General features: G+C 70.2%; 13 protein-coding genes. 7 read left to right on the top strand and 6 right to left on the bottom strand.

Translation table 11 applies throughout. The features are described 5' to 3' along the window. The first annotated feature begins 32 nt into the window (after positions 1 to 32). The 6 genes from VFW04_02450 to VFW04_02425 are packed head-to-tail and all read left to right on the top strand — an operon-like array spanning position 33 to position 9,057. The gene (locus VFW04_02450) at positions 33 to 1,571 is read left to right on the top strand and encodes an SPOR domain-containing protein (protein HEX5178167.1); all 1,539 of its coding nucleotides are present in this window, start codon (positions 33 to 35) and stop codon (positions 1,569 to 1,571) included. A gap of 2 nt (positions 1,572 to 1,573) precedes the next feature. Continuing rightward, positions 1,574 to 3,004: a hypothetical protein gene (locus VFW04_02445; protein ID HEX5178166.1), complete on the top strand. Its 1,431-nt coding sequence runs from the start codon at positions 1,574 to 1,576 to the stop codon at positions 3,002 to 3,004. Then, complete coding sequence (smc, locus tag VFW04_02440; GenBank protein ID HEX5178165.1) at positions 3,004 to 6,504, top strand: chromosome segregation protein SMC; 3,501 nt, start codon at positions 3,004 to 3,006, stop codon at positions 6,502 to 6,504. Before VFW04_02445 ends, smc begins: the two co-directional genes overlap by 1 nt. A 31-nt stretch (positions 6,505 to 6,535) precedes the next feature. Beyond that, positions 6,536 to 7,309, top strand: coding sequence for a ribonuclease Z (locus VFW04_02435; protein HEX5178164.1), 774 nt, complete (start codon positions 6,536 to 6,538; stop codon positions 7,307 to 7,309). Next, positions 7,310 to 8,365 (top strand): 3-deoxy-7-phosphoheptulonate synthase, encoded by a 1,056-nt coding sequence (gene aroF, locus VFW04_02430; protein ID HEX5178163.1) that lies wholly within the window; start codon positions 7,310 to 7,312, stop codon positions 8,363 to 8,365. It begins immediately after the preceding gene. Between the two features lie 47 nt (positions 8,366 to 8,412). Further along, positions 8,413 to 9,057, top strand: a complete 645-nt coding sequence (locus tag VFW04_02425) for an outer membrane lipoprotein carrier protein LolA (GenBank protein ID HEX5178162.1) — start codon at positions 8,413 to 8,415, stop codon at positions 9,055 to 9,057. A gap of 37 nt (positions 9,058 to 9,094) precedes the next feature. Here the strand turns inward: VFW04_02425 and VFW04_02420 are convergent, their stop codons facing one another. Genes VFW04_02420 through prfA form a run of 6 tightly spaced genes read right to left on the bottom strand, consistent with a single transcriptional unit; the run spans position 9,095 to position 14,515 of the window. Next, positions 9,095 to 9,889 (bottom strand): DUF2520 domain-containing protein, encoded by a 795-nt coding sequence (locus tag VFW04_02420; GenBank protein HEX5178161.1) that lies wholly within the window; start codon positions 9,887 to 9,889, stop codon positions 9,095 to 9,097. Next, positions 9,886 to 11,493 carry a S41 family peptidase gene (locus tag VFW04_02415; GenBank protein HEX5178160.1) on the bottom strand — a complete coding sequence of 536 codons (1,608 nt, stop codon included), beginning with the start codon at positions 11,491 to 11,493 and terminating at the stop codon, positions 9,886 to 9,888. Before VFW04_02415 ends, VFW04_02420 begins: the two co-directional genes overlap by 4 nt. Further along, on the bottom strand, positions 11,494 to 12,177 hold the full coding sequence (tmk, locus tag VFW04_02410) for a dTMP kinase (GenBank protein HEX5178159.1): 684 nt from the start codon (positions 12,175 to 12,177) through the stop codon (positions 11,494 to 11,496). It lies immediately after the preceding gene. A 2-nt stretch (positions 12,178 to 12,179) separates the two neighbouring features. After that, positions 12,180 to 12,542, bottom strand: a complete 363-nt coding sequence (locus tag VFW04_02405; GenBank protein HEX5178158.1) for a YlbF family regulator — start codon at positions 12,540 to 12,542, stop codon at positions 12,180 to 12,182. Beyond that, positions 12,535 to 13,458, bottom strand: a complete 924-nt coding sequence (prmC, locus tag VFW04_02400) for a peptide chain release factor N(5)-glutamine methyltransferase (protein ID HEX5178157.1) — start codon at positions 13,456 to 13,458, stop codon at positions 12,535 to 12,537. Before prmC ends, VFW04_02405 begins: the two co-directional genes overlap by 8 nt. Continuing rightward, positions 13,451 to 14,515, bottom strand: coding sequence for a peptide chain release factor 1 (gene prfA, locus VFW04_02395; GenBank protein ID HEX5178156.1), 1,065 nt, complete (start codon positions 14,513 to 14,515; stop codon positions 13,451 to 13,453). The genes prmC and prfA overlap by 8 nt, the downstream gene beginning before the upstream one ends. 238 nt (positions 14,516 to 14,753) lie before the next feature. Here prfA and VFW04_02390 point away from each other — a divergent pair, with 238 nt between their 5' ends. Then, positions 14,754 to 15,635 (top strand): ABC transporter ATP-binding protein, encoded by an 882-nt coding sequence (locus VFW04_02390; GenBank protein ID HEX5178155.1) that lies wholly within the window; start codon positions 14,754 to 14,756, stop codon positions 15,633 to 15,635. Positions 15,636 to 15,651: the final 16 nt, after the last annotated feature.

The following is a 15,651-nucleotide window of genomic DNA, read 5'->3' as shown; positions in this document are numbered from 1 at the left end:
CCCAAGTTTTCCCGCTGCCTTAGCTTGCAGGCGTGCGTAGAGCGTTTTTCGCGATTGCGCTCGTGCTGGCGGCGTGCGGTCGGAACGAGCGCGCCCGCACTCCCGCCGCGCCCGCCGATCATCCTGCTCCCCAGCAGTCCGCTGGTCCCGATGCGCTCGTGCTTTGGTTTCCACGAGCCGGGGGACACGTTCGCGCATTTGCATACCCGTCGCTCGACTCCGCACTCTGGACGTCGGCCGAGAAAGCGCCGGCGCTCGAGCGTGTGCTCGGATTCGACGACGAAGCGGGATCCGTCACCGGCGTCGACCAGAAGGGCGCCGTGGTGCGCGTCGACCTGCGACTCGGCGCGGTCTCGCGCGACGCGAAACCCAAGCTCACGCGGCTCGCGTCGAGCGACGGGTCGAGCGTGTACGGCATCGCCAAGGATGGGAGCGTCGTTCGGCTGACGCCCGCCGGCCAGTGGACGTTCAAGGCGCCCGAAGCGCCGCACGACGTGATCCCCGAGCCGGACGGATCGCTGCTGCTCGTGGCGGATCGCGGCGACAAGACCACCGTCTGGCAGATGCATCCGCCCGATCGCCAGCTCACCGACACGGCGCACCTGCCCGTCGTTGGGCGCGCGCTGCGCACGATGGTCGGCGACCGGGTGTATTTCACTGTCGACTCGGGACTGATCGGCCTGCGCAACCGCGGTCTGGAACCGGTGCCGAGCGTGCACCTCGACCATCACGTGCGCGCCCTGGCCACGACGCCCAGCGGCGATCGCATCTACGTCGCCGAGGACTCGGCGGACGCGATCGTGGTGATCGACCGCTACACGCACAAGATCGACACGCGCGTTCCGTTAGGCGGGCAGGCCATCGACCTGCGCATGGATCCCACCGGCCGCTACGTCCTCGCGCGGCCGGCCGCCGGCGACTCGGCGTGGGTGATCAACGTCGGCACCGACCGGCTCGTGGGTGCCGTGTCGACGGAATGGCGCGCCGACCTGCCCGCCGTCGCGCCTAACGGATGGCTTGCGCTGCTCTCCGGCCACGACGTCGCGCTCGTCGACGGCGAGTCGCTGCGCGTCGAGAAAACCGTGAAGGACGGCGCCGGCGACACGTGGCTGTTCATCACCTGGAACGGGTTCCGCCGCCCCGACAGGCCGTCCGACCAGGCCCTCACCCTCGCCGACAGCTCGGCGCGCGACACGTCAGCCGGTGAGCCGGCTCACGATACAGGCAACGTGTTCGCGACGGCGCCCGATACCACCGGCGCCACCGGCGCACGGCCGGCCATGGCGCCGCCTCCACCTGGCACCGCCGGCGACAGCGTGAAAGGCGCCGCGCAAGGCGTCGGCCTCGGCGGCTTCACGGTGCAGTTTGCCGCGCTGCGCTCACAAAAGTTGGCCGACTCGCTGGCCCGCACCATCGCCGTGGACGGCGCGCATCCCCGCGTCGTCGAAGCACCGCACAACGGCGACATGATCTATCGCGTGGTGCTGGGGCCGTACGCCACGAAAGACGACGCGCTGCGGGTGGCCAAGGCGTCTGGTGCATCGTACTGGATCTATCCCGGAGTACCGTGACCGTGAGCTCTCCGCTCGACCACACGATCACTTCCGCGTGGGAACAAGAAGGACAACGCATCGCGTCGGCGCTCGATTTTCGCGCGTCGGCGCTCGTCATCGGATCCGATCCCGTTGCCGCGGCCGAGGTTGCGCTGGGCATGGCGCGCGCGCAGGCGCGCCGCCGCCGTGTATGCGTGGCCGACGTGGTGGGTGAGCTCAAGCCGATCGAAGATCTCGTGCCGTACGACTTCGAGTACGGGCTCATGGACGCGTTCTTCCAGGGCGTCTCGCTCAACAAGGTCGCGTATCCGGTCGACCCGGCGCGCAACTTGTTGCTGCTGCCGAGCGGACCGAAGCCCATCGACCACGACGCCATACTCGGCAGTGCGCGGTGGGCGTCGCTCGCCGCAGGGTTCCGCGATGCCGGCGCGCTGCTCCTGGTGATCGCGCCGGACGACACCGCGGGCACCGGGCCGGCCGCGCTGGCGATGGACGGCGTGGTGCTGGTCGGAGACGCGCATGCGCCACCCGGCGCGCCGGTGCTCGCGCACGCACGCGCCGAGACGATGGAGCCGGCCGACGCGGCCGAACCGGTCATGTCGGACGCGCAATTCGAGGAGCAACTCGTGGCCGCGACGCCCGATGGGCTGCCGGCGGGGCGCGCGACGCCGGCGCAGCTCGCCACGGTGGCTCCGTTAGGCGCGCGCCCCGTGCCCTTCTGGATCGGCATCGCCGTGGCGGCGGTGGTGGCGATCGCCCTGGCCACGTATGCGGCCGACAAGTTCATTCCGCGCCCCACGCCGAACGCCGATGCGTCGATCGCCCAGCCACCGGCGGCCGAGAGCGCCGCGGGCCAGGCCGCGCTGCCGGCTGGAGGTTCTCCCGATTCCGGAAGCGAGAGCCCGCATGACGACGGAGCGCGAGCCGATGTCGCTGCCGGCACGCTGGTGGCCAACCCCACCGACTCGGCCCGCGCGTCGGCGTTCGCCGTGGCCGTGGCAGAAGTGGCGAGTGAGACGAGCGCGAACGTCACCATCGATGATGAGTCACGCAAAGGACTGCCGGCCCTGACGGTGTCGCCGGAAGAAGGCAAGCCACCCAGTGGGCCCTTCCTCGTGGTGAGCGGCGCGTTCAACACGCGCTTCTCGGCCGACTCGATGCTGCGGGCGCTCAGGCGTCGGGGTGCGTTGCGGCCGGCGCAGGGCCACATTACCGAGCTGCCGCTGTCCATTCTCGTGCAGACGGGCGTGGCCGCAAACCAAGCGGCGTTTTTCACTCACGGCTATCGACTCAAAGGGCTGCCGGTGTACGCGCTCATGCAGGCGGACGGCAGCGTCAACTTGTACGCCGGCGCGTTCAATTCCATCGACGCCGCCCAACCGCTCTTGTACCGCTTCCGCGCCAACGGCGACCAGCCGCGCGTGGCCTACCGCATCGGGAGAGTCTTCTAGTGCGCCTGACCAGACTCGAGCTCCACGGGTTCAAGTCGTTCGCGGATCACGTCCACCTGGTGTTCGAGCCCGGGGTAACGGCGATCGTCGGGCCTAACGGATGCGGCAAGTCCAACGTGTCGGACGCGGTGCGCTGGGTGTTGGGCGAGCAGCGTGCGCGGGCGCTGCGCGGCGCGAAGATGGAAGAGGTCATCTTCCAGGGGTCATCGGCCCGTCGTGCGGTGAACATCGCCGACGTGTCGCTGCACTTCGAGAACGACGACGGGGCGCTGGCCGTGCCGTTTCGCGAAGTCGTGATCACCCGCCGGCTTTCGCGGTCCGGCGACAGCGAGTATCTGCTGAACGGCGCACCGTGCCGGTTGCGCGACATTCAGGACATGGTGCGCGGCACGGGGTTGGGCGCGGATTCCGGAGTAGTGATCGAGCAGCGCATGATCGACGCGCTGTTGTCCGATCGGCCTGATGACCGGCGCGAATTGTTCGAGGAGGCGGCGGGAGTCGGGTTGTATCGGGACCGGCGCCGCAGCACGGAGCGGCGACTGGAGGAGACGACGGTCGATCTGTCGCGACTCGACGACCTGATTTCCGAGGTGCAGAGCCAGGTGCGGTCATTGGCGCGCCAGCGCCGGCGGGCGGAGCGGCACACGGAGCTCATGGCGAAGCGGTACGCGGCGGAGATCACGCTGGCATCGCGCGACATGGCGGCGTGGCACGAGGAGCTGCAGCAGCTCGAGGGTCGCCTAACGGAACTGCGGGCGGCGCTGCCGGCGAGCGACGAGGACGTGCGCGCCGCGGACGACCGCCGCGCGCGCGCGCACAGCGCGCGTGCGGCGGCCGAAGCGCGGCGCGCCGAGCTGGGCCGCCTCGTGGCGGCCCAGCAGCAGGACACGCTCCAACTCGAGGGCGAAGTGCGCGTTGGCGAGGAGCGCCAGCGCAACGCGCTGGCGCGCCGCCAACGCGCCGAGGAGGAGCGTCGGTTAGGCGAGGAAACCGGCAGCCGGCTGCGGCGGGAGCGCGAGGCGGCCCGCGCCGAGCGCGTGGCGCTCGAGGGCGAGCTCGACGCCGCGCGCTCGGCGCGCGAACAGCGTGAGGCGGCGGAGAACGACGCGCGCGGCGCCGTCGGCGCGGCGCGCGCGGCGTTCGACGCCGCCGACCGGGAGCTGCGCCGCCTCCGCGATGAGCTGCGCGGCCTCGAGCTCGACGCGGACGGCGCGGAACGCGAGCTCGCAGAGCTCGCGGAACGCACCGACGCGCTGAGCGCCGAACGCGAGCACGTCGAGTCGGTCCTCGCCGATGCATCGAGCACCCTCGCCATCGCACGCATCGCCGCCGAGGAAAGCTCGGCCGCGGCTGCCGCCGCCGCCGAACGTTTGTCCGCGGCGCAAGCGGCCGCCGAGGATGCACGGGCCACCGAGGGCGACGCGCGTGCCGCGCTCGTGCGCCTCGATGACCAGCGCACCTCGCTCGAGGGTCGGGTCCACGCGCTCGAAGGACTCGAGCGCGAGCGGGTGGGTCTCGCGCCGGCCGCCGCGCGTCTGCTCCGCGACCGCGAGCGTTTCGGCGACGGCGCGGTGTTGGGACCGCTCTCCGACTTCTTGAGCGCGGGCGCGGCCGACGCAGCCACAGTCGAACGCTACCTGGGCGCGAGCGTGCACGCAGTGCTCGTGCGGGATACGGCGGCGGCCGACGCGATTCGCGCCTGGCACGCCGAAACGAACCCAGGGCCCCTGCTTCTCTTGCCGCTCGATGCGGCGCAGGACGAGGGGCACGCCGACGATGCGCTGGCGCGGCTGGTGCGTGCGTCCGATCCGGCGCAGGCGTGGGTGCGCGCATTGTTAGGCCGCGTGCGGTCCATTGCGGGCGGCGCGGCGTTCGTGGATGCGCGCGGCGCCGTGTGGCTCCCCGGATCGGCGGCGGGCCCCGGGCCGCTGCGCCGGCGCGCGGAGCTCACCGAGCTCCGCGAGGAGCTCGAGCGTACGGAGCGCGCGCGCGCCGCGGCGGCCGCGGCCGCCGAGGCGGCGCGGGCGCGGTTAGGCGAAGCGTCGGCGGCCGCGACCGCGGCCGCCGACGCGTTCGGCCGGGCGCAGCACGCCGAGCGCCAGGCCGCCGGCGTCCACGAAGAAGCGGAACGCCGCGAACAGCGCGCGGCCCGCGAGCTGGCCGGCGTCATCGCGCTCGTCGACAAAGTCGCCTCGCGCCGCGGCGAGCTGGGCCAACGGTTAGGCGACCTCGCGCGACGCAGCGTCGAAGGGAGCCAGGCCGTCACCGCGCGCGAAGCCGAGTGCGCGACGGCCGCCGAGCATCTGGCGGAGCGCGAGCGGGCGCAGGACGCAGCCCGAGAGGAACGCGCACGCTGGCAGGTGATCGAAGCGCAGCTGCAAGCCCGGCTGCGCGTCGCCGCCGATCGCGACCGCCAACTCGAGACCGATGCGGCGACCGCCACCGCGCGGCTCGAGGCGCTCATGTCCGAGCTCGGCGACATCGCGCTCGCCGACCGCGAGCTCGCGGCGCACATCGCGGCATGGCGCCTCGACCTCGAGTCCCGCCGCGCTTCGTTAGGCGACGCCGAAGGCCATCTGCGCGAGGCCGAAGCCGACGTGCAGCGCGCCGATGCGGAGCTCGAGCATCAGGAGCACGCGCTCGCCGACGCGCACCGCCGCGCCAGCCAGGTGAGCGACGACCTCCATCAGGCGGAGCTCCGATTCACGGAGCTGTCGGGACGCCGCGCGATGATCCGCGAACGTCTCGAAACCGAATGGCGCCGTCCGTTGGACGAGATGCTCGCCACCGTCGTCCCCGCCGACATCGATGAGGACATCCTCCGCGCCGAGCTCGATGGCCTGCGGGCCGAGCTCGAGTCGATCGGCCCCGTCAATCCGTTGGCCGTCGAGGAGCACGACGAAGAAGTGAAGCGCCTCGACTTCCTCAGCGCCCAACGCACGGATCTGCAGAACGCCAAGGCGTCGCTGCAGCAGGCGATCCGCGAAATCGACGTCACGGCGCGCGAGATGTTCCTCACGACGTTCACGCAGATCCGCGAGAACTTCCACCACATCTTCATGACCCTGTTCGGCGGCGGCGAGTGCGAGCTCAGCCTCGAGAACCCCGACGCCCCCCTCGACTGCGACATCGAGATTCATGCGTCGCCCCGCGGCAAGCGCACGCAGCGCATCCATCTCCTGTCCACGGGCGAGCGCGCGCTGGTCGCACTGTCGCTCCTGTTCGGCATCTTCCTCACCAAGCCGAGCCCGTTCTGTCTCCTGGACGAAGTCGATGGTCCGCTGGACGATCAGAACGTCGGCCGCTTCGTGCGCATGCTGAACCAGTTCAAGGAGCGCACTCAGTTCATCGTCATCACGCACAATCCGCGCACCACCACCGAGGCGGCGGACGCGGTGTACGGCGTGACGATGCAGGAACCGGGTGTGTCGTCGTTCGTGAGCGTGCGCCTGCGCGGCGGCCAGTTGGAGACGGCCGAGGAAGCCGCGGTCGGCGCCTGAGCTGCGTTAGGCACCGGCCGCGCACACGTCCGTGCGTCTCACCACCGTCGGCACCGGCACCGCGGCGCCGTCGCCCGCACGCGTGAATGCCGGCCACCTGGTGGACGCGGGCAGCATCCACCTGCTCATGGACTGCGGCAGCGGCGTCGCCCACCGCCTCGCGGCCATCGGCGCCGACTGGATGCGCATCACGCACCTCGCGCTCACACACTTTCACGCCGACCACGTACTCGATCTGCCGTCGCTGCTGATTGCGTGGCGCTGGGGTGCGCTGCCGCCGCGCACCGCGCCGCTCGAGATCATCGGCCCGGCGGGCACGGCGCGCCTGGTCGAAAGCTTTGCAACGATCTTCGGCGATCTGGTTGGGCATCCCGATTTCCCCGTCAGCGTGCGTGAAATGGCGCCCTCCGATGCGATCGAGCTCGGGAACGGCGTGCAATTGGAGTCGCGACCGGTTCCCCATACCACTGAAAGCATCGCATATTGTGTGAGGGGCGGCGGCAGGCGTCTCGTCTACACCGGCGACACCGGCTACGACGAGGGTCTGGCCGGCTGGGAGTCGGCTCGCGGTTGCGACCTGCTGTTGGCCGAATGTTCGCTGCCCGACGACATGGCGATCGCGACGCACCTATCTCCGTCCCGGTGCGCGGCGCTCGCGGCGGCCTTGGAGCCCGCACGGCTGGTACTCACACACTTCTATCCACCCGTCGAAGCCGTGGACGTGCGCGGCACGATCCAGACGCGCTACGCCGGCCCCGTGGTGCTGGCGTCCGACGGTTGGGCAATCGATATCGAGGACATCTGAATGTTGGTCGTGATGAAGCACGGCGCGTCGCAATCCGAGATCGACGCGGTGGTGGCGGCGATCGAGGAGATGGGATACGAAGCGCGTCCCATGCCCGGTTCGCAGCGTACGGCGGTTGGTCTCGTCGGCAACGACGGCCGCGTCGATGCATCGCGCATCGAAGCATTGTCCGGCGTGGCGCAGGTGATTCACGTCACGCAGCCGTACAAGCAGGTCTCGCGGGAATGGCGGCCGGAAAACACCATCGTAAAGATCGCGCCAGGAGTTTCGGTAGGCGGCAACGACGTGGTGGTGATCGCGGGTCCGTGCTCGGTGGAATCGGAAGATCAGATTGTCACGGCGGCGCGACTGGTGCGCGACGCCGGCGCCACGTGTCTGCGCGGGGGCGCGTTCAAACCGCGCAGCTCGCCCTACTCGTTCCAGGGACTCGGCCGGCGCGGACTGGAGCTCCTTGCGTTAGCCCGTCAGGAGACGGGGCTCGCCGTGGTGACCGAGGCGATGGATGAGGAAGGCGCGGAGCTCGTCGCCGAGTACGGCGATGTGATCCAGATCGGCGCGCGGAACATGCAGAATTACTCGCTGCTCAGATTCGTCGGGAAGTTGGACAAGCCCGTGCTGCTCAAACGCGGCCTCGCGGCGACGATCGGCGAGCTGCTGCTGAGCGCGGAATACGTGCTCGCCGCGGGCAACCCGAACGTGATCCTGTGCGAGCGCGGCGTGCGCACGTTCGACACGGTGACGCGCAACATGCTCGACCTCACCGCCATTCCGATCGTGCAAGGTTTGTCGCATCTGCCGATCATCGCCGATCCGAGTCACGGGACGGGTGTGCGGGACAAGGTCATTCCGATGGCCCGCGCCGCGGTGGCAGCGGGCGCGCACGGGATTCTCGTGGAAGTGCATCCGAATCCCGAGCGCGCGCTGTCGGACGGTGCGCAGTCGCTGTATCCGGAGCAGTTCGCCCAGCTGGTGCGCGAGTTGCGCTCGATCGCCGGCGCGATCGGGCGACGCGTTGCGCCGGCGCCCGACGGGAGCACTGCGGCAGTCCGCGTGTAGTAAGAGAGGAGCGGGCGGTTGCCCTTCACACGCCACGAGACACAGGAATGCGCGTCGTTTCGATCATCGTTAGTCTTGCCGCCATGGCGTCGCCGCTCGGCGCGCAGCAGTCCGTCGTCTCGCGCGCCGAGCACGTGTACGCGAACATCAAGACGCTGCGCGCCTCGTTCACGCAGACGGTGACCAACCCGCTCACGCACTCGGACGTGACATCGCACGGCGAGCTGCAGCAGCGCATTCCGGGCGACGTCTCGGTGCGGTTCACCGATCCGGCCGGCGACCGGATCGTGGCGAACGGGAAGGTCGTCTGGGTGTATCTGCCGAGCACCAATCCGGGGCAGGTGATCCGCACGAATCTCGACAGCAGCGGCGTGCAGGTGCCCGACGTGGCGACATGGTTCCTCGACTCGCCGGACACGCGCTACACGATCAGCAGCGCAGGCACGGCGGCGATCGACGGCCACGCGACGACGGCGGTGACGCTCGTGCCGAAGGACAAGTCGCTGCCGTTCACGAAGGCGACGATCTGGGTGGACGACGACGACTCGTTGATCCGCCAGGTGGAAACGATCGACGCGCAGGGGCTGAAGCGGCGGATCGAGCTCACCCGGCTTGCGCCTAACGCGACGCTGGACAGGGATGCGTTCCAGTTCAAGGTGCCGAAGGGCGTGAAGGTGTTCGGCCAGGGCTGACTGAGCCGGACGAACGGCGCGGCGGCGAGGGCGCTGCCTAACGCGTCGCCGCGACGTTTCTTACCGCCGCGGTCATCACCCGATAGACCTCCTGCGCCATCGGATCGCCCGCCAGTGCGTCCATGTTGGCGCGCACGGTCTGCTCGTCGCCGCGGATGGCAGGTCCGGTGAGCGAGGCCGGCGCCGGCGCCAGCCGGGCATTCTCGGCGGCCGCGGTCCAGAGCGGCAGCAGCGCCTGCCGGGCGACCGCCGGGTCGACGCCCGACTCGGCCATCGCGCGTTCGCCTAACGCAAGAAGGACCGGCGGGAAGTTCGACACCAGCACCGCCGCGGCGTGGTAGAGCGGTTTGCGGCCGGCCGGGATCTCGAGCGTCTGGGCGCCTAACGCCGCCGCCAGCGCGCGGCCCGCCGCCCGCGCGCCCTCGTCGCCGTCGACGCCGATCCACGCGCCGCGCAAGAGCGCCGGCGCGCGCGACGGGTCGGCCAGCGGGACCAGCGGATGAAAGGTGCCGGCGGCGTGGCCCCGGGCGCGCAGCCTGGACAGTCCCGGCGGATCGGCGCTGCCGCTCGCGTGCAGGACCACCGCATCGGCACGCAGCGGCGACGCGGCCAGCTCGTCGAGCGCGGCGTCGAGCTGCCCGTCGCGCACCGTCACCAACACGATGGTCGCATCGGCGATCGCACCGGGAAGCGCGCCGACCGTCACGCGATCCACGGCGTCGCCGGCGTGCCGGCCGTGCACGCCGACCACGTCCACGCCGCCCGCGCGGAGCGCCCGCGCCAGGCCGCGCCCCGCCCGGCCGGCGCCGAACACGAACACATGCGCCGTCACGGACGCGACGGGGCGACGTGCGTCGTTGTGCGCGCGGCCTCCATGAGCAGGTCGTGCTCCGAGCGGGCGTGCGACGCGAGGTCCAGCGCCGTCGCAATCACGGTGTCGCGCGCCACCGACCGGCGGAACGCCGCATCCGCGCCGAACGCGAAGCGGGCGATCTCGCCGCCTAACAAACGGTCGACCAGCGGCGCCGCCGCCGCAAACTGCGCGCTGGTCAGCGCCACGTGCTTCGCCTGCAGACGCCGCCAGAGCGCGTCGCGCATGGCGGCGGTGACCGTGAACTCCGGCGACGCCACGCCGTGCGCGCTCCTCACTGCCAGCGCCGTCTCCGTGAGCGCGTCGCGGAACTTCTGGATGTCGGCGCCAAGCTCCTCCTGGAACGCGAGCACCGAGTCGGCTGTGTCCGCCCGGACGAGGACATCGGGCGCGATGCCGCCGCCGCCATACATCGCGCGCCCGTCGTCGGTGTGGTACACGGCGTGGGTGGTATCGGGATGCGCGATCGCGCTGTCGCCCGTGTCCGAGGTCGTGTCCTCGTGCAGCTTCTGGATGCTGCGTCCCGACGGCGTGAACCAGCGCGCCGTGGTCAGCTTGAGCGCGGCGTCGCCGTCGCCTAACGGAAACACGGACTGCGCCACCCCTTTGCCGTAGGTCGGCGCGCCGACGATCACCGCGCGGTCATGGTCCTGCAACGCGCCGGCGACGATCTCGGCCGCACTCGCGGTGTGCCCGTCCACCAGTACGATCACCGACAGATCGGGCCACAGCTGCGACGTCGAGTTGCGGATGTCGTGCGTGGCGGCTTTTGTGCGGCCGCGCATGTCCACGATCACCCGGCCGCGGTTCAGGAACATTTCGGACACGCCGACGCCCTGCTCGAGCAGACCACCCGGGTTTCCGCGCAGATCGAGTACGAGCGTCTGCATCCCGCGACGCCTGAGCGCGCCGATGGCGTTCCGCAGCTCGTCGGCCGCCGAGTCGCTGAAGATCGTCAGGGCGGCATAGCCGACGCGGTCGGTGAGCATCATTGGATGGCGCACCGAGGCGACGTGGATGTCCTGTCTCACGATGTGGAACGGCAGGCGGTCAGCCACACCGGGCCGCGCAATCTCGAGCGTCACGGTGGTTCCCGGGCGTCCGCGCAGCGCGCGGCTCGCCTGCTCGAGGTTCCAGCCGTTAGTCGACTGCCCATCGACGGACACGACGCGGTCGCCCGCCTGGATGCCGGCGCGGTCGGCGGGCGAGCCCGGCACCGGCGCCATGATGGTGAGCCACCCGTCGCGCAGATCCACCTGCACGCCTAACCCGACGTACGAGCCGGACGTGGTCTCGTTGAGCGAGCTGAGCTGGTCCGGCGGCAGGAACGCCGAATAGGGATCGCCGAGCCGGTCCACCAGGCCGGCGGCCGCCTTGAGGTAGAGCGATTTGGCCGGAATGGAATCGACGTAACTCTGGGCGACGCGCTCGAAGACGTGGTCGAAGAGCGCGGAGCTGGCGCCCGGCGCCAGATCGCTGGCAAAGCCGCGCTGCAGAAACCAGCCGCCGGTGACGAGGGCGGCGGTGAGCACGGCGAGGGCGGCGACGGCGCGCGAGCGGTGCATTCAGCGCCCCTGCGCCGGCGCCGGCGCGGCCGCGTCGAACAGGTCGGGCCACCGTTCGCCTAACGCAGCCCGCACGCGCGTGAAGACCGCTGCCGCATCGCCGTCGCCGTTCACGTCGACCACCGGCCCCGCCTCCGGGTGCCCGGCCTGCCAGTTCGGCGAAAGGAACATCGCGAACGCCCGCTCGACGCGCGCGTGGAAGGCGTCGCCTGCCCGCTCGATGCGATCCGGCGCGCCGCGCGCCGCCGCCCGGGCGGCCCGCACCGCTGCCGGCACCGAAAACAGCAGCGTCAGGTCGGGCGACACGCCGTTGGTCGCCAGGGCATCCGCCGCGCGAATCTCCGCCTCGGGCAATCCGCGGCCGGCCACCTGGTAGGCATACGTCGAGAGAAAATAGCGGTCGGCGAGCACCAGCGTGCCGCGCGCCATCGCCGGCACGATCACCTCGGCCACGAGCGCCGCGCGCGACGCCATGAACAGCAGCGCTTCGGCGCGGGCGTCGAGTCCGCCCGGCGTGTCGAGCAGGAGGCGCCGCGTTTCGTCGCCTAACGGAGTGCCGCCCGGCTCCCGCACGCGCAGATGATCGACGCCGCGCGCCGCCAGCCACCCCGAGAGGAGCCCGACCTGCGTCGTCTTCCCCGCCCCTTCGGGCCCCTCGAACACGATCAGGCGGCCGCGCGTCACCGTCACCCCAGCGTGATGATCGGGCTCGCCGCCCCTTTCTGGATCCCGTCCAGGATCCACTCGTTCACCCGCATCATCGTCTTGTCGAAGTTCTCCTGCGCCGCCACCATGCGCTGGTAGATCGGATTCACCTGCACCTGCTCCAACAGCTTGTCGAGCTGCGTCTCCATTTCCGGCGTCGGACTCGCGCCGCGCTCGATCATCCGTTGGGCATCCGACCGCAGCTGCTCCATCTTGCGCAGCAGAGCCACCGCCTCGCGGTCTTCGCCCAGCGCGTCATTCGCGCGGCGCACCGCTTGATATTCGGGCGTCTGGCCAATGAGGCGCCCCAACTCTCTCGCTTTGTCTTCGAGCACGTCACCCATCCTGTCGTGTCGCCGTGAGCACGCGATCGCGACCCGTGAGGTCGGGTCGCACGCGGACGTCGTGGTAGCACCCCTGGGCGCGCAGCAGCTCGGCGCATGCCGCCCCACGACGGCAATCTATCTCGATCGCGAGAAGGCCGCCGGGCTCGAGCACATCCGCCGCCTCCCGGGCCAGTGCGGCCGTCACAGCCATGCCGCCATCGCCCGCATAGAGCGCGATCGGCGGCTCCCAATCCCGCACGCTCGGCGGCAGCTCCTGCATCTCGCCGTACGCGATGTACGGCGGGTTGGACACCACCACGCGTGCGGTCTCGCCGCGCACCGGTCCAAGCAGCGTTCCCTGTCGGAATTCGACAGGTGCACGCAATGCGCCGGCCAGACGCTCGGCGTTGGCGCGCGCCACTTGGACGGCGCTCGTCGACACATCGGTCGCGATCACGCGATCGAACGCGCCTTCGTTGGACAGCGCGAGCGCAATCGCGCCCGACCCGGTGCCGACGTCGATCGCCAGTCCGCCGGCGCCGCGCGCCGCGGACCACTTGAGCACCGCGTCGACCAGGACTTCGGTTTCCTGACGCGGGATCAGCACGCGATGATCCACGTGCAGCGTGAGATGCCGGAACGCCGCGCGACCCACGGCGTACGCGAACGGCGCTCCTCGAAGCCGCTCGCGGACCGCCTGGCACACGCGCGTCACGACGTCCGCATCCAACCAGGCTTCGGGATGCGCCGATGGCCACAGGCGCGGCCGCCCCGCCACGGCGGCGATGAGGTCGCGCGCTTCCACGTCGTGCTCGTCCAGCCGCCCTCGCAGCATCACGCCTAACGAGTAGCGCAGATCGGCGACGGACATGCCGTCGTCGGCGCTCGGCATGCCCTCGGCTCCGATCGTCCCAACGACGCGGCCGTCAGGCACTCAGCTGCTCCTCGACGTCGGCCAACATCAGCCTGTCGATCAACTCGTCCAGATCGCCGTCCAGCGTGCGATCCAGTTCGTGCAGCGTGAACCCGATGCGATGGTCCGTCACCCGGTTCTGCGGATAGTTGTACGTCCGAATCTTGGCCGAGCGGTCGCCGGTACCCACCTGTGTACGGCGCATCCGCGCGCGCTCCGCCTCCTGTTCGGCGAGCCGCTGGTCGAGCAGCCGCGCGCGCAGCACCTCGAGCGCTTTGAGCTTGTTCTGCAATTGCGACTTCTGGTCCTGCTGGCTCACGACGATGCCCGTCGGAATGTGCGTGATGCGGACGGCGGAGTCGGTGGTGTTCACGCTCTGCCCGCCCGGACCCGATGACCGGAACACGTCGATGCGAATGTCCTTGTCCTCGATCGACACGTCGACGTCTTCCGCTTCCGGAAGCACCGCGACGGTGGCGGCCGACGTGTGGATGCGACCCGAGCTCTCGGTGACGGGCACGCGCTGCACGCGGTGCACGCCCGATTCCCAGCGCAACCGGCCGTAGGCGCCCTCGCCCTGCACCTTGAAGACGACTTCCTTGATCCCGCCTAACGATCCCTCGGACAGCGCGATCGGCTCCACGCGCCACCCCTGGCGCTCGCAGTAGCGGGTGTACATGCGATACAGATCGGCCGCGAAGAGCGCCGCTTCGTCGCCGCCGGTCCCGGCGCGGATCTCGACGATCGCCGGCCGGTCGTGCAGCGGATCGCGCGGCAGGAGCGCGGGCTTGAGCGCTTCCTCGAGCGCCGCGATCTCGGCGCGTGCGCGCTGCTCTTCGGCGCGGGCCTCGGCGGCGAGCTCGGGGTCGTCGGTATCGACCAGCTCCTGGGCCTGCGCGAGGTCATCCTCGTTCTTCTCGAGACGCGCCGCCAACTCGACCACCGGGGCGAGCCGGCGATGCTCACGGCCGAGGTCGGCTAGCCGTTTCGGGTCGCGAACGGTTGCGGGACTGGCGAGCTCGCGCTCGACCTCGTGAGCGCGAGTGATGGCGTCCTGGAGACGATCGCGGAGGCTCAGTGCGTCCTGCCGTGCTTCTGCTCGACTCGCCCGAAGTGGGCGTCGAGCACGGGTTTAGTGAAAGGCTGGACTTCGATCAACCGTGAAACATATCGTTGGCCAATCCGATAGGACAGGCGGACAGAGCGCGGACACGGCCGGACAAGACCGGCTCGCACTGCGTCGGGTGAAAGATCATCGGGTCGCGTCCGGCCGTGTCTGTGTTGTCCGCCTTTCCGCCTTCACTGGAGCGATGTCCGTGGCTCTCACGATCACTGATCTCTCGAAGACCTACCCGAACGGCGTGCGCGCCCTCAAGAACGTCTCGCTCACCGTGGGCGGCGGCATGTTCGGCCTGCTCGGGCCTAACGGAGCCGGCAAGAGCTCGCTCATGCGCACCATCGCCACGCTCCAGGACGCCGACGCGGGCGCGATCCAGCTCGACGGCATCGACGTCCTCAAGGACAAGGACGAAGTGCGCAAAGTACTCGGCTACCTGCCGCAGGAATTCGGCGTGTATCCGAAGATGTCCGCCATCGACATGCTCACGCACCTCGCCGTGCTCAAGGGCATCACCGGCGCGGGGGAGCGCAAGGCGATGGTCGAGGCGCTGCTCCAGCAAACCAACCTCTGGGACGTGCGCAAGAAGGCGCTGTCGACCTATTCGGGCGGCATGAAGCAGCGGTTCGGCATCGCGCAGGCGCTGCTCGCGAACCCGCGCCTGATCATCGTCGACGAGCCTACCGCGGGTCTCGATCCGGCCGAGCGCAACCGGTTCTTGAATTTGTTGTCGTCGATCGGGCGGGACGTGACGGTGATTCTCTCGACGCACATCGTGGACGACGTGCTCGAGCTGTGTCCGCGCATGGCGATCATCGCGCAGGGTGAAGTGCTCCTCGAGGGCTCGCCTAACGACTGCCTGACCACGCTCCAGGGACAGATCTGGTCGCACGTGGTGCGCGGCGACGAGGAACTGCGAACGATCGAAGCGGAGCTCAAGGTGGTGAGCAGCCACCTGGTGGCCGGACAGCACGAGGTGCGCGTGTTCTCGCCGACGAATCCCGGCGCCGGCTTCCACTCCGTGCCCACCGAGCTCGAGGACGTGTACTTCCTCACTGTCGCCCGCCACGCCGTCAACTGACCCCCGCCCGAGCGAC

The organism is Gemmatimonadaceae bacterium (assembly GCA_036273715.1).
Lineage (GTDB): Bacteria > Gemmatimonadota > Gemmatimonadetes > Gemmatimonadales > Gemmatimonadaceae > JADGGM01.
This window is presented reverse-complemented; position numbering and strand designations above follow the sequence as displayed.

Bases quoted from the DNA above. Each gene is read 5' to 3' on its own strand.
- aroF (HEX5178163.1), top strand. From the start codon at position 7,310: ATGTTGGTCGTGATGAAGCACGGCGCGTCGCAATCCGAGATCGACGCG.
- VFW04_02425 (HEX5178162.1), top strand. From the start codon at position 8,413: ATGCGCGTCGTTTCGATCATCGTTAGTCTTGCCGCCATGGCGTCGCCG.
- VFW04_02415 (HEX5178160.1), bottom strand. From the start codon at position 11,493: ATGCACCGCTCGCGCGCCGTCGCCGCCCTCGCCGTGCTCACCGCCGCC.
- VFW04_02405 (HEX5178158.1), bottom strand. From the start codon at position 12,542: ATGGGTGACGTGCTCGAAGACAAAGCGAGAGAGTTGGGGCGCCTCATT.